Here is a 16,448-nt window from a genome sequence, read left to right as displayed (position 1 = left end):
GCCGTTGCGTAGTCCGGAATTTTTCTTACCCACGCGAGTTTGCGCGTAGCCAGGGAAAAGCCAAATCCGACGGAGGTAAATGCGATCCATCCGGCCTGTGAGTGGAAACCCACCATCGCAATCTCGCACGCAACGTTCCGCTGAACAGCACTGCCTTAGATGCTCTTAAGGCACAGCAGACAATAGTTCCGCACAAGCCGACGGACGAAGTGTTCCCTGAGGCAGGGGATTACTGCAGGTTCTGGTTCGAGCCGGCCATCAAGGAGGCGGGCATCACCGGATACACATGGCACTGTAACCGACACACGTTCTGCTCATGGCTGGCGATGGCTGGGGTCTCACTTAAGGAGATTCAGACCCTGGCGGGTCATAAAACGATCACCATGGCTGCCCGCTATGCGCACCTGTCGCCAGACGCAGCGGCTTCTGCATCCGAGCGCATGGTGCTGTACTCCACTGCATAAGCAAACATGCACCAAAACAGGCACCAGACAAAGAGAGGCCACCTGCAGCCACTCGTTAGGATGCTATTCAACTCATTTTTTTTCTTTTGATTAAATGGTGCGCCCGGAGAGATTCGAACTCCCGACCTACTGATTCGTAGTCAGTCGCTCTATCCAGCTGAGCTACGGGCGCACACGTCTGGCTTCGAACGAAACCAACATCAGATTATCAGGCTTTCAGCCGTGGCGCAATCGTACCTTCACGCTGCCGGGGAAGCCTCAGGTGCCGGTGGAGGAAGCGCAACCTGCACTTCTTCAATTACCTGCAAGCCAGCGCTGCGCATCAGCTGGATCACCGCCGCAGCATTCAGCCGCGTCGCGTCGTACTCCACCCGCAGTGTACGCGCCTCGCGATCGAAGCAGAGCCGGCGGATCCCATATACCTCGCGCGTATTCGCCAGGGCAAAGGTTACTGCCTCGGTCGGATGGGTAGCGTAGCGAAGCAAAATATCCACCGTGGTCATACGCACAGGATAGCAGTTTCGCGCCGCACCCCCGTATTCGCCATCACATTGGGATCTTCCATCGCACTCAGTAGTCGCTTCTGGTCAATACCATCGGTGGCCCTTCGCTCTCATGCTCATTCACTAACTCGGCGCGGCCCGGACCGACGAGCTTCAGGCGGAAGGGAACTGGCAGATCATTCAGCGTCTCCGGCGGGTGGGCCCGTCGATGGCTGACCTCAAACCGCAGCGACTGTCCGTCCGCCTTTAAATCAAACAATGGCTCCGGCAGCCCCGGCTTCGACGTATAAGCCGAATTCACATCCGGCCGAAAGTGGAAAAAGAACAGGATTGCCCCGCGCAATTTCCCTCCCTCATCCGTGATCACCATGTCGACGCCCGGCAGGTTATCAATCTGCCCTCTCCATACCCCGACGAGTTGCGTTACGCTGCTTTGATCCGCCCGGGCCGGAGAGCCTGTCTGTCCGTGCACTGGGGTCGCCAGCAAGAGCGCCGTCATCCACGAAATCATCCAGATCTTCATCGTTCCCTCCAACCTCAGTCTTCCTTCGTCATCTCGACAACCGGAGCATCTTCGCCGCAGTTCAAGCAATGGAGCTTTGCACGGCCTTGCGCAGTCAGGTCCACCGTAAAGTCCATCAGCGGAATTGAAGCAGTAATCCTCTTTACTTGAAATGAAAGCGTCCGCCCCTCCCGTCGAGGATGTATCAGCGCATGCGTCTCGCGCACCGCGATGTGCGGCTGCCCTCCATTGCGGCTGATGCCGTTCAACACAAGCGTGCCCTCCAGTCCGCCATTGTCGTTCGCCAATGTCAGAACAGCACTTGGTTGACCATCCAATTCAGCCCGCCAGATTCCAACCCACGCGGCATCCTGATCGGATTGCGCAGCGGTCACGCCGGCGGCCAACATCACGACGCACACAACTCCCCTCATACGAATCTTCATCGCAGTCACTCCCTCGTCAGTTGTTTGTTAGGTTGTCTGGACCTGTTTCGCAAGTGTCACCGTCGCCAGCGTTGCACCCAGGCCCATGGTCTCTACCGCGGAAGATGGCACGATCACCATCGAGCCCTTTTCCCGTATCGCCTCATACAGCATGTTCATTCCGCGCAGGTGCAACGCGCCGGGATTATCGTTGTAAACGCGCGATGCCTCAGCGAATTGATCGGAAACCTGCACCTCCGCCGCACCCAGAATCACCCGTGCCTGCCGTTCGCGCTCGGCCTGCGCCTGGCGTGACATTGCGTCCTGCAGTCCCTGCGGAATGCGCACATCCCGCACCTCCACCGACTGCACCGTGATTCCCCAGGGATTCGTCTTCTCATCGAGAATCCGCTGCAATTCGCGGCCCAGCGTTTCGCGCTCCGTGATCATCTGCGCCAGTTCATGCCGCCCAATCGACTCGCGCAGCGCCGTCTGCGCGCTCAGCGTGATCGCCTCCAGATAGTTCTCCACTTCCAGGATGGCCTTCTCTGCATTCCACACAAGCCAGAACACAATGGCGTCCACATCCACTGGAACTGTATCGCGCGTAAGCGTGGACTCCGCCGTCACGCTGCTCACCCGCACGCGCTGATCTACATACGGGCTCAATACTTCCAGCACCGGCACGATGAAGAACATCCCCGGCCCTCGCAGTCCCACATAATGCCCCATACGGAGCAGTGCAACCTTCTCCCATTGTTGGATCACCTTGATGGCATGCAGCAGATACAGGCCGATCAGTATCCCAACGCACAGTGGAACAGGACCCTTCGTGAACGCGCTCAAAAGCGATCCAGCCACCAGGCAAATCACAAACGCCGTTACTGCGACTCGGTTGTATTGCAGATTTCCTGTCCTGGTCATTGCTCATCTCCTGCGGTTCGGCTCATTGGCCGCGTCCCGCCCCGCGTCGCCGCGCGGCTTAACTGATCCAAAATGTCCTGAACTGTAAATCCCGCCGCTCCCGCACGTGCGATCGCATCGGAAACGATCTGGCCCAACTGCCGCTGTCGCTCATCTCCCGACCGGGGAATCTTCTGATCGCTGATGAACGTTCCCGTCCCCTGGTGCGTCTCAAGCAGCCCGTTATATTCCAGCTCGCGGTAGGCGCGCACCACGGTGTTTGGATTCACCTCGAGATCGACGGCAAGCTGGCGCACCGTCGGCAATTGATCTCCGGCGCACAACGCCCCAGCCGCAATCGCTCCCCGCACCTGGTCGGCGATCTGCCGATACACCGGTACACCGCTGTGCAGGTCGAGATGAAAGTGAAAGACCGATTTGGAAGCCTTGCTCATCACGTCAATCAATGTACTATATGACTAATACACCGGTCCAATTTCTGCGTCAAGCAGATTTTTCAAAAAAACCAGCGAATGAATTTGGGGGGCGAGAAAGAATTAGCTGGTCTTGTTGAATGGCCTCGCTCGCGCGCCTTCAGTTTGCAGCAATATGGCTTGTACCGAGTAGGAACCGATCGCTTCAAACAGTCGAGCACGACGTGCCACCCTGCGGTTGCAGTTTGCGCCGTATACTGCCGGCCAGTGCGCTAATTGAGCAAAAAGTTTGACCCTACCACAGAAGCTTCAAGGCAAATTGCACCTGCCGCGAAGTGGTAGATGTGCTGGTGATGGCGCCAGCGGTACCTGAAACTCCAGTCGGTGTAAACACGATCAGGTTCGGAGTATTAAAGTTGGCGCGATTAAGCAAATTAAAGAGTTCGGCTCGAAATTCGACTTTCATACCTTCGCGAATCGTAGTGTCTTTGAACGCGGAAAAATCCCACGTCCCCAACCCAGGACCGCTCAGCGTATCCCTGCCCAGGTTGCCCCAGAACCCACTGTTGGCCGGAGGTGCCAGGAAAGCGCTTGGGTTAAACCACTGTCCCGGTTTGCCCAGAATTACGGGGCCGTGGAAATTGGGATTCACAAACGGCCTTACTGGATTGCGGGTGTCGCCATTGTTTGAGGGGTTGTAGCTGAGCTGCGGGGTCATCGGAAACCCGGACTGTATCGTGACGATGTTGTTCAATGACCATCCGCTCACCACGCTATTTGCAAATCCATGCAGACCATTCGCGAAGGCCTTGCCGCGTCCAAAGGGCAACGAGTAGACAGCACTGATTACGCCGATATTCCTGACATCATAAGTGGCCGGTCCCCAATCAGCATGCAGGTCATACGGATTTGATGCGAGCCCGGGCGCGTTTCCCGCTGTCGTCGCATTCAGAGAATCTCCATTGTCGAGCGCCTTCGACCACGTATACACACCCCGAAGGGCGAGGTCATGGCTGAAGCGATGATTCACATCCACCTCCAGCGCGTTGTAATTGCTGTCTCCTTCTGAAAACCATGTCCACGTATTGGCGAGCGATGGATTCGCCTTTGGTGTTCCCGCAGGGATGTAGAACGATCCAGCAGGAATCGCCGAGTTCGCCAGCGGAGCAGGGAAATTCGCCGGATATGCAGCCGGACAGGGCGACGCAGGGCAGACAGTCGGAAGCGGAGTGTTGCCATCGATCCCGATAAGTTGATGGTATCCGTGTGATCCCACGTATCCCAGCGTGAGCGACGTATTCGGAGTCAACTCCTGCTCCACTCGCAACGAATACGAAATAAGAGTGGGCATCTTGGCGTCAGGCTGTACCCCGCCAGGCACGAGCAGCGCTTTGGCTGGCGTCGGAGCCGCAGGGTTGATCGGCAGGCTCGACACTGGGAGCGAAGCAATGCTGTATGTCGGATTAAAAGGCGCATTCTGATCCATGCGGTATCCAAGATCATCAAGCAGCTCGTTGTACATACCAAACCCGGCGCGAACAACCGTCTTATCCCTGCGTGGACTCCACGCCAATCCAACGCGCGGCTGGGCGAGGAACTTGGCATTGTTTTTTGTGAAGGCGCTGTGACCAATATGCGGCTGGCTGGAGATAACTCCGTCGCTGAATGTGTAATTCGCGGCGCGGTCGTGAGCCTCATTCCAGCCCGTAGAGAATTCGCCGCGAAAGCCAAGGCTAAGCGTGAGCTTCGGATTCAGGCGAATCACATCCTGTGCGTACACTGCTCCAAACAGAGAGCGCCAGTTCATTTCAGTCGGCGCAGGGCTATACAGAAAGCTGCTCGTCGTTCCAGTTAGAAATGTTTGCAGGCTGGCAAAGGTCGCCTGACCGAACTGGCTCAGATTCAGTATCTCGTTGGATTGGAAATTCTGGAACCACGCCCCGAAGCTCCATTGGTGCGCACCATGCGACCAGGTCACGCGATCTTCATAGGTGAACAGGTTTCGCACAATCGGCAGATTGCTCCCGTTATTGCTTCCTGCGAGCCCAATCTGGGCCTGCGGATTAGACGCAGCACTCCCACCAACCACCACAGCGCCAGCGGGCCTTCCACTGATGAAACCAGGAACCTGGGCAGCCGGCGTTCCAGGAGTGGGCTCTCCAGTAAAGAAGTAATCGGCGCGTGAATAGCCCACGCGCGCAACATTATCCAGGGATGGAGAGAAAACATGTGTCTCATCGAGGCTGAACACTTGCTCGCGGAGATTCAAAATATCGGTGCTGTAGGGATTGCCAGTCGTCGCCGTGACATCGCCGCCGTCGTCGATCGTATACACCGCTGAGAGTGCGTCTTTAGGTGAGAATGTCTGGTCGAACCGGGCTGTTCCAAAGTCTTCGCGGATGGTCTGAAGGGGACTGCCAAACACCTGGGCAATTCCGTTAAAGTCGGGCGCGTTCGCTGGCGGAGTTACCCACAGGTTCAGAAGCGGCTTCACGCTCGGTGCCGCTGCCGCTCGCGAAGCCAGATCGGGTACAAATGCAACCGAGGTCTGGTGCAGGTTCTGTCGGAAGCCTTCGTAGTTCGCGAAAAGGAACGCCCTGTCTTTCTTTAACGGTCCGCCAAGCGCGGCTCCAAACTGATTGCGCTGGAAGGGTGGTGCCGAACCTTGATCGAAATAATTTGGAGCATCGAGCGCATTGTTGCGCAGAAACTCGTAAACCGAGCCGTGCACCTGGTTGGTGCCCGATTGGGTGACAATAATTACCTGCGCCCCCGGCCTCTTGCCATATTCAGCGCCGTAGGAATCGCGGAGCACGTTGAACTCTCGCACTGCTTCCACGCCTAACAATTGGCCACTAGCTCCGCCCGGTTGCATGTTGTTCTCTGCGGCACCCGTGAACTCAATGCCATTCAGTAAAAACAGGTTCTGTTGCGGGCGATTTCCTGAGACCGCAAAGTTGTTTCCCGTGCTTGAATTCGATACACCAATTCCACCGGTCTTTTGCGATGTGAAGTTCACGATGCCCGGATTGAGCGTGAGAAGAAGATCGTAGCTGCGCCCATTGAGAGGAAGGTCTCTTACCTGCTGCTCTCCCACCAGTCCCGAAATCTCCTGCGTGGACGCATTTACCACTGGGACATTTTCGTTAACCGTGATCTGTTGCTTGACCGTTCCGACCTGGAGAATAAGGTCCGCAGTCGCATCCTGACCGACGACCAGAAGAATCCCTTTGCGAATCTCGTCGGCAAAGCCCGCTTTGCTGGCGTAAACTTCGTACCGCCCAATCGGCAATTCCAGAAGTTGATACCGGCCCGACTGATTCGTGAGCGCTGTTCGAGAGATGCCTGTTTCCGTATTCTTCGCGGTCACCGTGGCTGTCGGAATCGCAGCCCGGGTTGGGTCCATGATTCGGCCCGACAAGCTCGCCGAAATCTGCCCGAATGCGGAAACAGTATTCAGCCCCATTGAGATGAAGGCAAGCAGAAGCAAAACGATGTATAGAAGCGGGCGGTGCCTGGGCATTCAATCTCCAGAACAGCTGGATTTGACGCGGTACCGACGGGACCGTGTTCAACCGAGATCGAACGGTTGGGGTGGGGGAGGGCCTGCCTGGGCCCGCCGGTATTATCGAATTTATATGTTTCAAATCGCATCGTCAATTAAGCCCGCGGCGAACTAACTCAGTTCGTCATCCAGGCGCTCAATCATCACGTCAGTCGACTTGATAAGAGCAGCTGCACTATCACCTTTTTGGAGACGCAGTTCCCGGATCGCTGCGGCGGTAATGATCGCGGTCACCTGCGCGTCTCCGATTGCCAGGATGACTTCCGCCATAAACCCCTCGATTCTGACGCTGACGACTTTCCCGGCAAGCTGATTTCTTCCGCTGACGCGCCGATACCGCTTGCGTGACTCCGCGTCGGACTTGAGAGCATCGCGGTCAAGAAACGGCTTGAGGCTCCCGAACGCAACCCGATGGTGCCCTCCAGGCGTTTTCAAGGTCTTCAGTCTCCCCGACAATATCCAGTTCTTGATCGTGGGATAACTTATCCCCAGAATGCGGGAGGCTTCCCGCGGCGTCAGCATTTGTTTCTGGTTGGCCATGACAACCCCTTTCGCACTTTTCCGCCTGAAATTTCAAAAACACGCGGGCTGCACTGTGTGACCGATCAGTGAAACCGGCTTATCGTCTCAGCCCTCGCGAAGCGACTCCGCCGCACGCAGCGCCAGCCCATGCGCGACCGAAGTAAATTCATTTCCACCGCGAATCCGCGATGCCCCAAACCGGCTCTCGAAAATCCGCCTCACCGCCGGCACAAATGAGGACCCGCCAGTAAGAAAGACCCGGTCAACCGCATCCGGATGAACTCCGGAACTCCGCAGAAGCGTGTCAACCGCGCCTTCGATTGCCTCGAGCTCCTCTTTGATCCACGATTCAAACTTCGCCCTCGTCACGGGAATGCGCAAGCCCATGCCCCCTCCGCGAAATCGAAATTCGGCATCCTCCGCGCGCGACAATTCGAACTTCAGCTCCTGCACCGACTGGTGCAGCTGGTATCCAAGATCCTCATCCACAATCGCAATCAGGGCTTCAATCTTCTCCGGCTCAAGCGCTCGAATCCGTGCGCTCTTCAGAATCTCGCGAACGTTGTTCGTCCGCAGAAACGAGAGGTAGTGCCATCGCTCGAGATTCGCGTAAATCCACGCCGGAACCGCAGGCAGAAGTTTGTTGAGCGATCGCGCTTCCGAATCCGATCCCAGCGCAGGTGAAACCAGCTTGCGAATAATACGTGCATCAAAAGCATCGCCGGCCAGTCCCACTCCGCTGTTGCCAAGCAAATCCGCCGGAGTCCGCCCTCGCCGCCGCACCTCGGGCCCAACCCGCAGCAGGGAAAAGTCGCTGGTGCCGCCGCCGAAGTCGCCGATCAAAATAAGCTCTTCATGATCCAGCGTCGCTTCGTAGGTGTACGCGGCGGCCACCGGCTCCATCTCAAAATCCACGTGCTCAAAACCCGCCAGCGCGAATGCGGTACGCAATCGCGAAACAGAAAAATCCTGGTCATCCTCGGTCTCCGCCCCAACAAACCGAACCGGTCGGCCCACCATGGCATAGCGGATAGTCTTCCCGAACTGCGAGGACGTATGTTTGCGAAGATCGCTGAGCATGCGCGAAATTAGCTCTTCGAGTTTGTATCGCCGTCCAAAGACTTCTGTCCCCGTAAGCGTCCGGCTCGAAAGATGAGATTTCAACGACTGCACAAGCCGCCCCTTCTCATCGGTCTGCAAATAATGTTCGATCGCGGCCGGTCCAGCAAGAGAATGAGTGCGTTTCACGCCTTCGCCATTCTTGCACTGCTCGAAATACAACACCGACCGGAACGACGGCGTTTCTGCACCTGCCGAGGGGAACGAGGCAAGCTGCACCCGGGCATCTCCGTCGACAACTGCAACTGAGCTGTTCGTAGTTCCAAAATCAAATCCAACAGCGATATGTCGACCTTCAGCGCTCCCCATAAACCCCATTATTTCGTACTCCCCGCCCAACCGGTCGTCCCATAAATCTCGCTTGTCTTCATGTAGGCCAAAGACCTGTCCCTCGGGCCTGTTCGGAATACCTGGAGACTGTCGGGTGGCGCAACACGCCGTGAACGACGGCGGCTGCTCTTCAACCCCTCGAATCAAAAAATGGGACCCGCTAAGCAAAAATGAAAACCAAAATCCAGCAAACGGCAAACTATCAAACCGCCACTGTCTCGCCCAAAGGGTTCACCTCAACCTCTGTCAAGTGTGTCTCCCCGGCCCGGTGCTTTAACCTCCACATTCCAAACGTGGAAAGAACGTGATCGTTTTGCATGCAATTTCCTCTCTCCGGCGCACAATCAGATTGATAGGAGTTCTCATGCGTCAGGCGGCCCGCGCAACAGTCAGCCGCTCCAAAACGAGAAAGTCTGTGCCCCATTCATCGCATTATCGCGATGAGTGGGCTCGAAGCCGAACGCCCACCCACACCGCAAGCATCAACCAGGAATCGGGTAGGTTCATACCCCCTCCCCCCTCCCCCCCTGTGAAACTGTGAAACCCGCCTGTCCCGGCTCGTAAACCCAGCACCATCATTCGATCGTTCGCTGAGATCCCACAGGTTCACAGATCCTGTGAAACTGTGAAAGGAGCCACGACTCCTTCCACATCCGCACACGTCCGCGCCGTCTTCACAGAAGCAGTGAAGGCCAAAATGCGCCAATCGCTGGTTACAGGCTGTTCAGGTAGTTGCGAATCTCGGGATTCGACCAGTCCGGGTCGCCAACAATCTTCCGGCGAATTACACCCCTGCGGTCGATGATGTATGTCTCCGGCCAACCCTCGGTTCCATACATCTTCGCAACGGTCTGGTCCGGATCGCGCACCGTGTCGAGGTTTACGTGGTAGCGGTTGAGAAACCTGCGATACGATCCGGGGTCAGAGTCGATGCTGACCGCAAGTATCGCCAGGTCAGGCTTGTCCCGATGCAACTGTTCCAGCGCCGGAGTCTCCTGAACGCATGGCGGACACTGACTCCACCAGAAATTCAGCAGCACCACCTTGCCACGGTAGTTCGCCAGGTGAATCGTGTTCTCCCCGTCGCTCACCGTAAAGTCCGGAGCGACTCTGTCCGCATTGGCCGGACGCGCACCACGATCGCAGCCGCACGCAAGCGTCAGCGCGAAAAGGGAACCAAGAGCAATGAAACCAGGAAACCGCACATCCTTATAATACGGAGCGAAGGGTACCGAAAGAAAGGCCGAGGACCAATGGCGGAGAAACCGGAATCAGGCGGACCGGGCGGGCGCACATTCAAGCCCGTACTTGGTCTCTCCGATGAGCCCGGCGAGCCTCTCACCATTCCAGTCCGCACCGGGACAGTGTACGACCAGCCGGAGCCGGAGCAACTCATCGAACTTACGGTTATCATCCCCGCCCGCAATGAAGAGCAGAACCTGGCAGCCTGCCTGCGATCGCTCATCGCGCAATCCGAAGACATCTTCCAGCTCGGCCGCGACTGGGAATTGATCGTAGTCGACGATCACTCCACCGACCGCACCGCCGAAATCGCCCGTAGCTTTCCCGGAGTCACTCTCCTCGAAGCCGCCAAACTCGAAAAAGGTTGGACAGGGAAGAACAATGCCATTTGGACCGCAGCCCGCAAAGCGCGCTGTCGCTGGCTTCTCTTCACCGATGCCGACACCATTCACGAACCCGGCGACATGCATCGCGCCATCCACGAGGCTACCCGCCACAAAGTTGGACTCCTGAGTTATTCACCGCGCCAGCTTGTCACCGGCTTTGCCCAACGCACTCTGATGCCGCTCGTCTTTTCTGAACTCGCCCTCGCTTACCCACCCGCAAAGGTCTCCGATCCCAACCAGCGCGTTGCCGCCGCCAATGGCCAGTTCCTCTTAGTCGAGCGCGAAGCCTATCGCCGCCTTGGCGGACACCCTGCCGTCGCCGACCGCGTGCTCGAAGATGTGGAACTAGCCTTCCTCGCCAAGCGCCGCAAAGTGGGCCTCCGTTTTCGCTATGCCCCCGATGCCCTCAGCACCCGCATGTACCGAACAACCTCAGCGATGATCGAAGGCTGGACCAAAAACCTCGCGCTCCTGTTTAACAACGCATTGGCTACCAGCCTCTGGAAGGTGTTGGACATTTTGCTTCTTGTTGGCCTGCCCTGGCTTGCCATGCACCTCTGGAACGCGCGCTTCAGCCCCCATTCCCTTGAGTGGCTAGGTGCCGGCTGGGTCCTGCTCCTGCTTTGGATCCGAACCCTGTTCCGTTTCTACTCGCGCGTAGCGAAATCGAGCTTTCCGTTAGTCGATTGCGCCATTTCTCCCTTGGGATTGCCCCTCTTTGTCGTGCTTTTGTATCGCAGCTGGTTCAACCATCGCGTTCTAAAGCAGGTAAGCTGGAAGGGGAGAACCTATCCGGGCTGACATGGATAGCAGGCCATAAATCCATTCTGCTGAAGCGCATAGGATGCCCACCGAAACCTTGGATTTGTAACCTTCCGCGTCTCTGGGCATCTATAAAATGAGGATCGAATGATCGAACTTACGCGTCGGGCCACCTTTTCCGCCTCGCACTACTACTGGAACGACGCCTGGTCGCAGGAGAAGAACGAGGAGGTCTTTGGCCGCTGCGCCCGGCGCAACGGACATGGCCACAACTACACCCTCGAAGTCACAGTTTCCGGTGATCCAGATCCCGTGACGGGCTTCGTCGTTGACCTCAAATGGCTCAAAGACGTCATCGAAAACGAAGTACTGGCGGCGTATGATCATCGCCACCTCAATCTCGAGGTTCCTGAATTCGCCGAGTCCAAACTGATTCCGACTACAGAAAACATCGCAATTGCCGCATGGAAACGCCTCGAGTCCGCCGTGACGAAGGCTGGCGGAGCACGACTTAGCCGCGTGCGCGTCTACGAAACACCCGAAATCTTCGCTGAATACAGGGGAAAGAGCTGATGCAAACCGCTTATTTTGGCCGTCGCTACCTGCTCAGCGCCAGCCATCGTCTGCATTCAGACGCCCTTTCCGACGAGTCAAATCGAGCAACCTACGGCAAGTGCAACAACCCGCACGGCCACGGGCATAACTATGTAGTTGAGGTGCTTGTGGGTGGTCCGGTTGACTCTGATACCGGTATGGTCATCAACCTGGCCACACTTGATGAATTGGTGCAAACATCTGTTCTAAAGCGCTTTGACCATACAAACTTGAACTACGATCCCCTCTTTGTGAATCAAGTGCCAACGACGGAGAATCTCTGTAGAGCGGTCTTTAAAGTGCTGAAGAGCACGCTGCCAAGCGGCAGGTTGGAATATGTGCGCATAGAAGAAACTGAGAATAATTTCTTTCAGTGTTACGGTGACTGATCGTGGCAAGAAATGAACGGCGCCCGATTCCCCTGGGCGAAAGGACAAAAGGCAATGGCGCAACCGATCGCAGTAAGTAAGTCAATTCGCAGGGCAGTTGAAAGTGATGCCGGGCTAAACGGCTTCAGCACGCAGGAGATGTATCGCGAAATACTGGAGCGCCTCGGCGAGGATCCCGATCGTGACGGCCTGATGCAAACTCCCGCTCGCGTCGAGAAATCCATGGCCTTTCTCACCAAGGGATACAACGAAGATCCCGCAAAAATACTGCGCGGCGCCATGTTTGATGTCGACTACGACGAGATGGTGATTGTGAAGGACATTGAGATGTTTTCGCTCTGCGAGCACCACATGCTGCCATTCTTCGGCAAGGTGCATGTGGCATACATTCCCAAGGGGAAGGTCATCGGCCTTAGCAAGATCCCGCGCCTTGTTGAGGTTTTTGCGCGTCGCCTCCAGGTGCAGGAGCGCCTCACCCGCCAGATTGCCGACACCATTCAGGAAGCCATCAACCCGCAGGGCGTTGGCGTGGTCATCGAGGCCCGCCACCTGTGCATGATGATGCGCGGGATCGAGAAACAGAATTCATCCACTGTCACTTCGGCCATGGTCGGCTGCTTCCGCCAGAAAGAAACCCGCACCGAATTCCTGTCGCTGGTCCGTCAAAGCTGAATCAACTACGGTGCCAGCGGAGAATCGCTGCGCAGCAGTGCATCACCGCGACACTGTGGCCCGTCGTCTACAGTAGTTGAGTGAACGGTCTCTTAGTCATTGATAAACCGGGCGGCATCACCAGCCACGACGTGGTGAGCCGCCTGCGTAGAATTACCGGCGAGCGCTCCATCGGCCATCTCGGAACACTCGATCCCATGGCCACCGGAGTTCTGCCTTTGCTGATAGGGAAATTTACGCGTCTGGCACAATATTTCTCATCGGCCGAAAAAAGTTACTCCGGCACAATTCGCTTCGGATTTGCGACTGACACCTACGATGCCGACGGTGACCCGACCGGTGAGCAGACTCATCCTTCGTTGACGCTCGAACAGATTCGCGACGTCGCCTCGCGTTTCCACGGAGACATGGAGCAGATGCCGCCGCCGTTTTCTGCAAAAAAGATTGCCGGCACTCCAGCCTATAAGCTCGCACGCGCAGGAAAGCCCGTCGACCTCAAGACAGCTCAAATTTCCATCAGATCATTCGCCATCACAGCATTCAAAGGCCAGGAAGCCCAATTCGAGATGAGCATAAGCGCCGGCGGCTACGTCCGCTCGGTAGCGCACGAACTCGGTCAGGATCTCGCCTGCGGTGCTCATCTCAGTAGCCTGCGCCGCACGCAGGCGGGAGTGTTCACTCTTTCCGATGCTCATACGTTTGAAGAACTGGAGCCACTGGCCGGCAATCTCGACGCGCTTGAGAAATCCTGCATTCACCCGCGCAGTTTATTGGTGGAGATGCCTTCAGTTACAGGCGACAACATGTCGCTGGGCCGTCTCAGGAATGGTGCCCAGGCAAACCTTCCAGAGTTTTCGCAGGCGCCCTTCGTGAAATTCTTCGCAAGCCAACGCGAACTTGTCGGCATAGCCCGTCGTGTTGCGGGAACATTGTTTCAACCCGTGGTCGTCATGGGCTGACGCTTATCGGTTCGTCGCATCCGCCGGTGGCGAAGGTTCACAATTCTACTTATGCAGAAGTGGTTTCAGCGCAGGCATGAGCGTATTGGCAATAATTTCGGACCCTTTGGCGGTCGGGTGGATTCCGTCTTCCTGGATTGTTCCCGGCACGTTCACGAGGTTCTTATAGATCATCGGAACGAACGCGGTGTGATGCTTGGCCGCCATGTCGCGAAATACTTTGTCAAACGCACCGATGTAATCCTGCCCATAATTAGGCGGAAGCGTGATCCCGGCAAGCAGCACCTTGATATGAGCACCCTCAAGCGCCGTCAGCACCGCATCCAGGTTCTTTCGCGTCTGGTCCAGAGGAAGACCACGCAATCCGTCGTTCCCGCCGAATTCCACGATCACAACCGCTGGGTGAGCCTTGATGACCGCCCCGACATCGGCGACCGCATCCTTGGTCGTCGCTCCGCTGGTGCCCATATTCGTTACTTTGTAGGAATATCCGTGCTGGTCAAGGTCCCGTTGCAACACGGCGGGATAGGCCTGTTCTGGGTTCAAGCCATGGCCCGCAGTGATGCTGTCGCCATAGCAGATAATCTGAGGCCGGTCAGCCGCGAGCAGCGGGAATGCACCAATCAGCAAACATAACGAAACGAGAATCCTGCGCCAAACGCCCACATCAACAGTGTAATGTCGCAGAAGGGAACGGTCGCGCGCCGGCAGTCGTATATATACAGGAGGGCAATCCCGGGTGATTGAAGTCCGAAACGTAAAGCGCTGGATTCAGAACGGCTCACGGCGCGTGGAAATCCTGAAAGGAATCTCCCTCAGCATTCCCGCTGGCCAATTCGTCGCCATCGTGGGCGCAAGCGGTAGCGGAAAAAGCACGCTGCTGGGTCTGCTGGCCGGCCTCGACACTCCGAGCGAGGGCGAAATCTGGCTGGACGGCACGCCCATTCACAACCTGGCTGAAGTCGATCTGGCTGCTGTTCGCGGCCGCAAAATCGGGTTTGTTTTCCAGTCGTACCAGCTCATTTCAACTCTAACGGCGCTTGAAAATGTCTTGCTCCCATTCGAACTGAACGTCGAAGGCAGCGGCCTGAAGCGGGCGCGGGCGCTCCTTGAGGCTGTCGGCCTCTCTGAGCGCATGGACCACTATCCCGTGCAGCTTTCCGGCGGCGAGCAGCAGCGTGTCGCGCTGGCTCGCGCTTTTGTCGTTGATCCGCCCATTGTCATGGCCGACGAGCCGACCGGAAACCTCGACTCCACCAACGGACGCCTTGTGCTTGATTTGCTTCTCGAGCACAACGGCCGCGCCGGCGCGACGCTTGTGCTTGTAACACACGATCCGGAAATTGCCGCCCGCGCCGATCGCAAAATCGTCTTGAAAGACGGCATGATTATCGAAGACACGCTGCCTTCTGAAGCCGTCGAAGAACTACTCCAAAGCGAGCGGAAAAATGGCTGACCGCGCACTGAGTTGGCGGCGAGCCGCGGCCATTGGCTGGCGCGACCTTAAGTCCGCTCCCGGCAAGTTCGCCTTTGTTGTGCTCTCGGTGGCTGTGGGTGTCGCGGCTCTCGTAGGCGTGCGCGGATTTAGTGAGAGTTTCCGCACCACACTCATGACAGAGGCACGCTCGCTGATGGCGGGGGATCTCAGCGCACGCGTCTTTCGCCAGCCCAGCGCGGATGAATCGCAAAAGCTCTCAGACCTGGAGAAGGGAATTCCCGGTAGCGACTTGACGTGGGTTACAGAGACTGTCTCAATGGCGTCAGTGCCTCCCGATCCGGTGCCGATCCTCGTTACATTGAAGGCTGTCGATCCCGAACGGTATCCGTTTTATGGAGCGGCACAACTCGAGCCGGCGATGACCCTGCGGCAGGCACTCGTCGGCGATTCCGCAGTGGTTGCGGAGGAATTCCTGATTCGCCTGAATGCGCATGTCGGCCAAACATTGCGCCTGGGCGGCAAGAATTTCAGAATTGCGGCCGTCCTTTCGCAGGAGCCCGACCGAATCTCGGCAGGTGCGGGAATGGGCCCGCGGGTAATGGTGTCTCGCGCATCCCTGGAAAACACGGGGCTGCTGGCGCCGGGAAGCCGCGCTGCGCAACGGATGCTGCTGAAGCTGCCGCCAACAGCGGACGATACGGCGGTGCGCAAGCAGGTGGAAGCAATTTTGCCCGACGCGCAGGTGATGGACTTCAAGGAAGGGAATCCAGCGCTCAGCCAGGGCCTCGACAATGCCACCGCGATCCTCAGCCTCATCTGTCTCGTTGCCATGGTGCTGGGAGCCATCGGCGTTGCCATGGCCATGCATGCGCACCTCGAGCAACGGATGGACATGCTCGCCATTCTCAAAGCTGTCGGAGCGCGCTCATCCGACCTCTTACGGATCTTCCTCTTACAGACATTGGCACTTGGATTTCTTGGGGCATTGATTGGCGTCACGGGAGGAGCTGTCGTCATGGAGGCCCTGCCTGCTGTCTTCGGAAAACTGTTGCCGGTGCACACTGTCATGCATTTTCCGTGGCGCGCGGTTGCCGCAGGTATGGGCACGGGGCTGCTCACGACTTTGCTGTTCTGTCTTCCTCCCTTGCTGGATGTGCGCACAGTAAGACCCATCCTGGTTTTGCGCCGGTTGGTTGAACAAGGGCCCAGCACGGTCCGCGAGTGGTTTGCGCAATGGTG

18 protein-coding genes and 1 tRNA gene are annotated in these 16,448 nt (G+C 57.2%); 8 read left to right on the top strand and 11 right to left on the bottom strand.

Annotated elements, in window-relative coordinates; genetic code table 11:
* Positions 1-101: 101 nt before the first annotated feature.
* Positions 102-464 (top strand): tyrosine-type recombinase/integrase, encoded by a 363-nt coding sequence (locus tag WA354_RS15845; protein WP_472813990.1) that lies wholly within the window; start codon positions 102-104, stop codon positions 462-464.
* A 95-nt stretch (positions 465-559) separates the two neighbouring features.
* On the opposite strand, the gene WA354_RS15840 is transcribed toward WA354_RS15845, so the two are convergent.
* From WA354_RS15840 to WA354_RS15795, 10 genes are all read right to left on the bottom strand, one after another.
* Positions 560-636 (bottom strand) — tRNA-Arg (locus WA354_RS15840).
* A 67-nt stretch (positions 637-703) separates the two neighbouring features.
* The gene (locus tag WA354_RS15835) at positions 704-967 is read right to left on the bottom strand and encodes a hypothetical protein (RefSeq protein ID WP_472813991.1); all 264 of its coding nucleotides are present in this window, start codon (positions 965-967) and stop codon (positions 704-706) included.
* 67 nt (positions 968-1,034) lie between these two features.
* Complete coding sequence (locus WA354_RS15830) at positions 1,035-1,490, bottom strand: hypothetical protein (RefSeq protein WP_472813989.1); 456 nt, start codon at positions 1,488-1,490, stop codon at positions 1,035-1,037.
* A 14-nt stretch (positions 1,491-1,504) separates the two neighbouring features.
* Positions 1,505-1,915 carry a hypothetical protein gene (locus WA354_RS15825; RefSeq protein ID WP_472813988.1) on the bottom strand — a complete coding sequence of 137 codons (411 nt, stop codon included), beginning with the start codon at positions 1,913-1,915 and terminating at the stop codon, positions 1,505-1,507.
* A gap of 27 nt (positions 1,916-1,942) precedes the next feature.
* The gene (locus WA354_RS15820) at positions 1,943-2,818 is read right to left on the bottom strand and encodes a slipin family protein (RefSeq protein WP_472813987.1); all 876 of its coding nucleotides are present in this window, start codon (positions 2,816-2,818) and stop codon (positions 1,943-1,945) included.
* Positions 2,815-3,252: a GntR family transcriptional regulator gene (locus WA354_RS15815; protein WP_472813986.1), complete on the bottom strand. Its 438-nt coding sequence runs from the start codon at positions 3,250-3,252 to the stop codon at positions 2,815-2,817. The genes WA354_RS15820 and WA354_RS15815 overlap by 4 nt, the downstream gene beginning before the upstream one ends.
* Positions 3,253-3,526: 274 nt before the next feature.
* Complete coding sequence (locus WA354_RS15810; RefSeq protein ID WP_472813985.1) at positions 3,527-6,754, bottom strand: TonB-dependent receptor; 3,228 nt, start codon at positions 6,752-6,754, stop codon at positions 3,527-3,529.
* A gap of 153 nt (positions 6,755-6,907) precedes the next feature.
* Positions 6,908-7,336, bottom strand: a complete 429-nt coding sequence (locus WA354_RS15805; protein ID WP_472813984.1) for a TOBE domain-containing protein — start codon at positions 7,334-7,336, stop codon at positions 6,908-6,910.
* An 87-nt stretch (positions 7,337-7,423) separates the two neighbouring features.
* The gene (locus tag WA354_RS15800; protein WP_472813983.1) at positions 7,424-8,755 is read right to left on the bottom strand and encodes an Hsp70 family protein; all 1,332 of its coding nucleotides are present in this window, start codon (positions 8,753-8,755) and stop codon (positions 7,424-7,426) included.
* A 725-nt stretch (positions 8,756-9,480) separates the two neighbouring features.
* Complete coding sequence (locus WA354_RS15795) at positions 9,481-9,972, bottom strand: TlpA family protein disulfide reductase (RefSeq protein ID WP_472813982.1); 492 nt, start codon at positions 9,970-9,972, stop codon at positions 9,481-9,483.
* A 48-nt stretch (positions 9,973-10,020) separates the two neighbouring features.
* On the opposite strand from WA354_RS15795, the gene WA354_RS15790 reads away from it, so the two are divergent.
* The 5 genes from WA354_RS15790 to truB all read left to right on the top strand — a co-directional run bounded on the left by WA354_RS15790 (position 10,021) and on the right by truB (position 13,771).
* Positions 10,021-11,196 carry a glycosyltransferase family 2 protein gene (locus tag WA354_RS15790; protein WP_472813981.1) on the top strand — a complete coding sequence of 392 codons (1,176 nt, stop codon included), beginning with the start codon at positions 10,021-10,023 and terminating at the stop codon, positions 11,194-11,196.
* A gap of 108 nt (positions 11,197-11,304) precedes the next feature.
* A complete protein-coding gene (locus WA354_RS15785; RefSeq protein WP_472813980.1) occupies positions 11,305-11,730 on the top strand; it encodes a 6-pyruvoyl trahydropterin synthase family protein in 426 nt (141 codons plus the stop codon).
* Positions 11,730-12,140, top strand: a complete 411-nt coding sequence (locus WA354_RS15780) for a 6-carboxytetrahydropterin synthase (protein WP_472813979.1) — start codon at positions 11,730-11,732, stop codon at positions 12,138-12,140. Before WA354_RS15785 ends, WA354_RS15780 begins: the two co-directional genes overlap by 1 nt.
* A 54-nt stretch (positions 12,141-12,194) precedes the next feature.
* Positions 12,195-12,812: a GTP cyclohydrolase I FolE gene (folE, locus tag WA354_RS15775; protein ID WP_472813978.1), complete on the top strand. Its 618-nt coding sequence runs from the start codon at positions 12,195-12,197 to the stop codon at positions 12,810-12,812.
* 80 nt (positions 12,813-12,892) lie between these two features.
* The gene (truB, locus tag WA354_RS15770) at positions 12,893-13,771 is read left to right on the top strand and encodes a tRNA pseudouridine(55) synthase TruB (RefSeq protein WP_472813977.1); all 879 of its coding nucleotides are present in this window, start codon (positions 12,893-12,895) and stop codon (positions 13,769-13,771) included.
* 45 nt (positions 13,772-13,816) lie between these two features.
* On the opposite strand, the gene WA354_RS15765 is transcribed toward truB, so the two are convergent.
* Positions 13,817-14,401, bottom strand: coding sequence for an arylesterase (locus tag WA354_RS15765; RefSeq protein ID WP_472813976.1), 585 nt, complete (start codon positions 14,399-14,401; stop codon positions 13,817-13,819).
* Between the two features lie 109 nt (positions 14,402-14,510).
* On the opposite strand from WA354_RS15765, the gene WA354_RS15760 reads away from it, so the two are divergent.
* Together WA354_RS15760 and WA354_RS15755 are read left to right on the top strand one after the other, a co-directional pair.
* Positions 14,511-15,227, top strand: a complete 717-nt coding sequence (locus WA354_RS15760) for an ABC transporter ATP-binding protein (RefSeq protein ID WP_472813975.1) — start codon at positions 14,511-14,513, stop codon at positions 15,225-15,227.
* On the top strand, positions 15,220-16,448 hold a 1,229-nt coding region (locus WA354_RS15755; RefSeq protein WP_472813974.1), incomplete at its 3' end, for an ABC transporter permease. The genes WA354_RS15760 and WA354_RS15755, both read left to right, overlap by 8 nt.

It is taken from the genome of Occallatibacter sp. (genome assembly GCF_049802275.1).
Classification (GTDB): Bacteria; Acidobacteriota; Terriglobia; order Terriglobales; family Acidobacteriaceae; genus Telmatobacter.
Note: the sequence above shows the minus strand (reverse complement) of the source record. Positions and strands in the feature narration are given on the sequence as shown.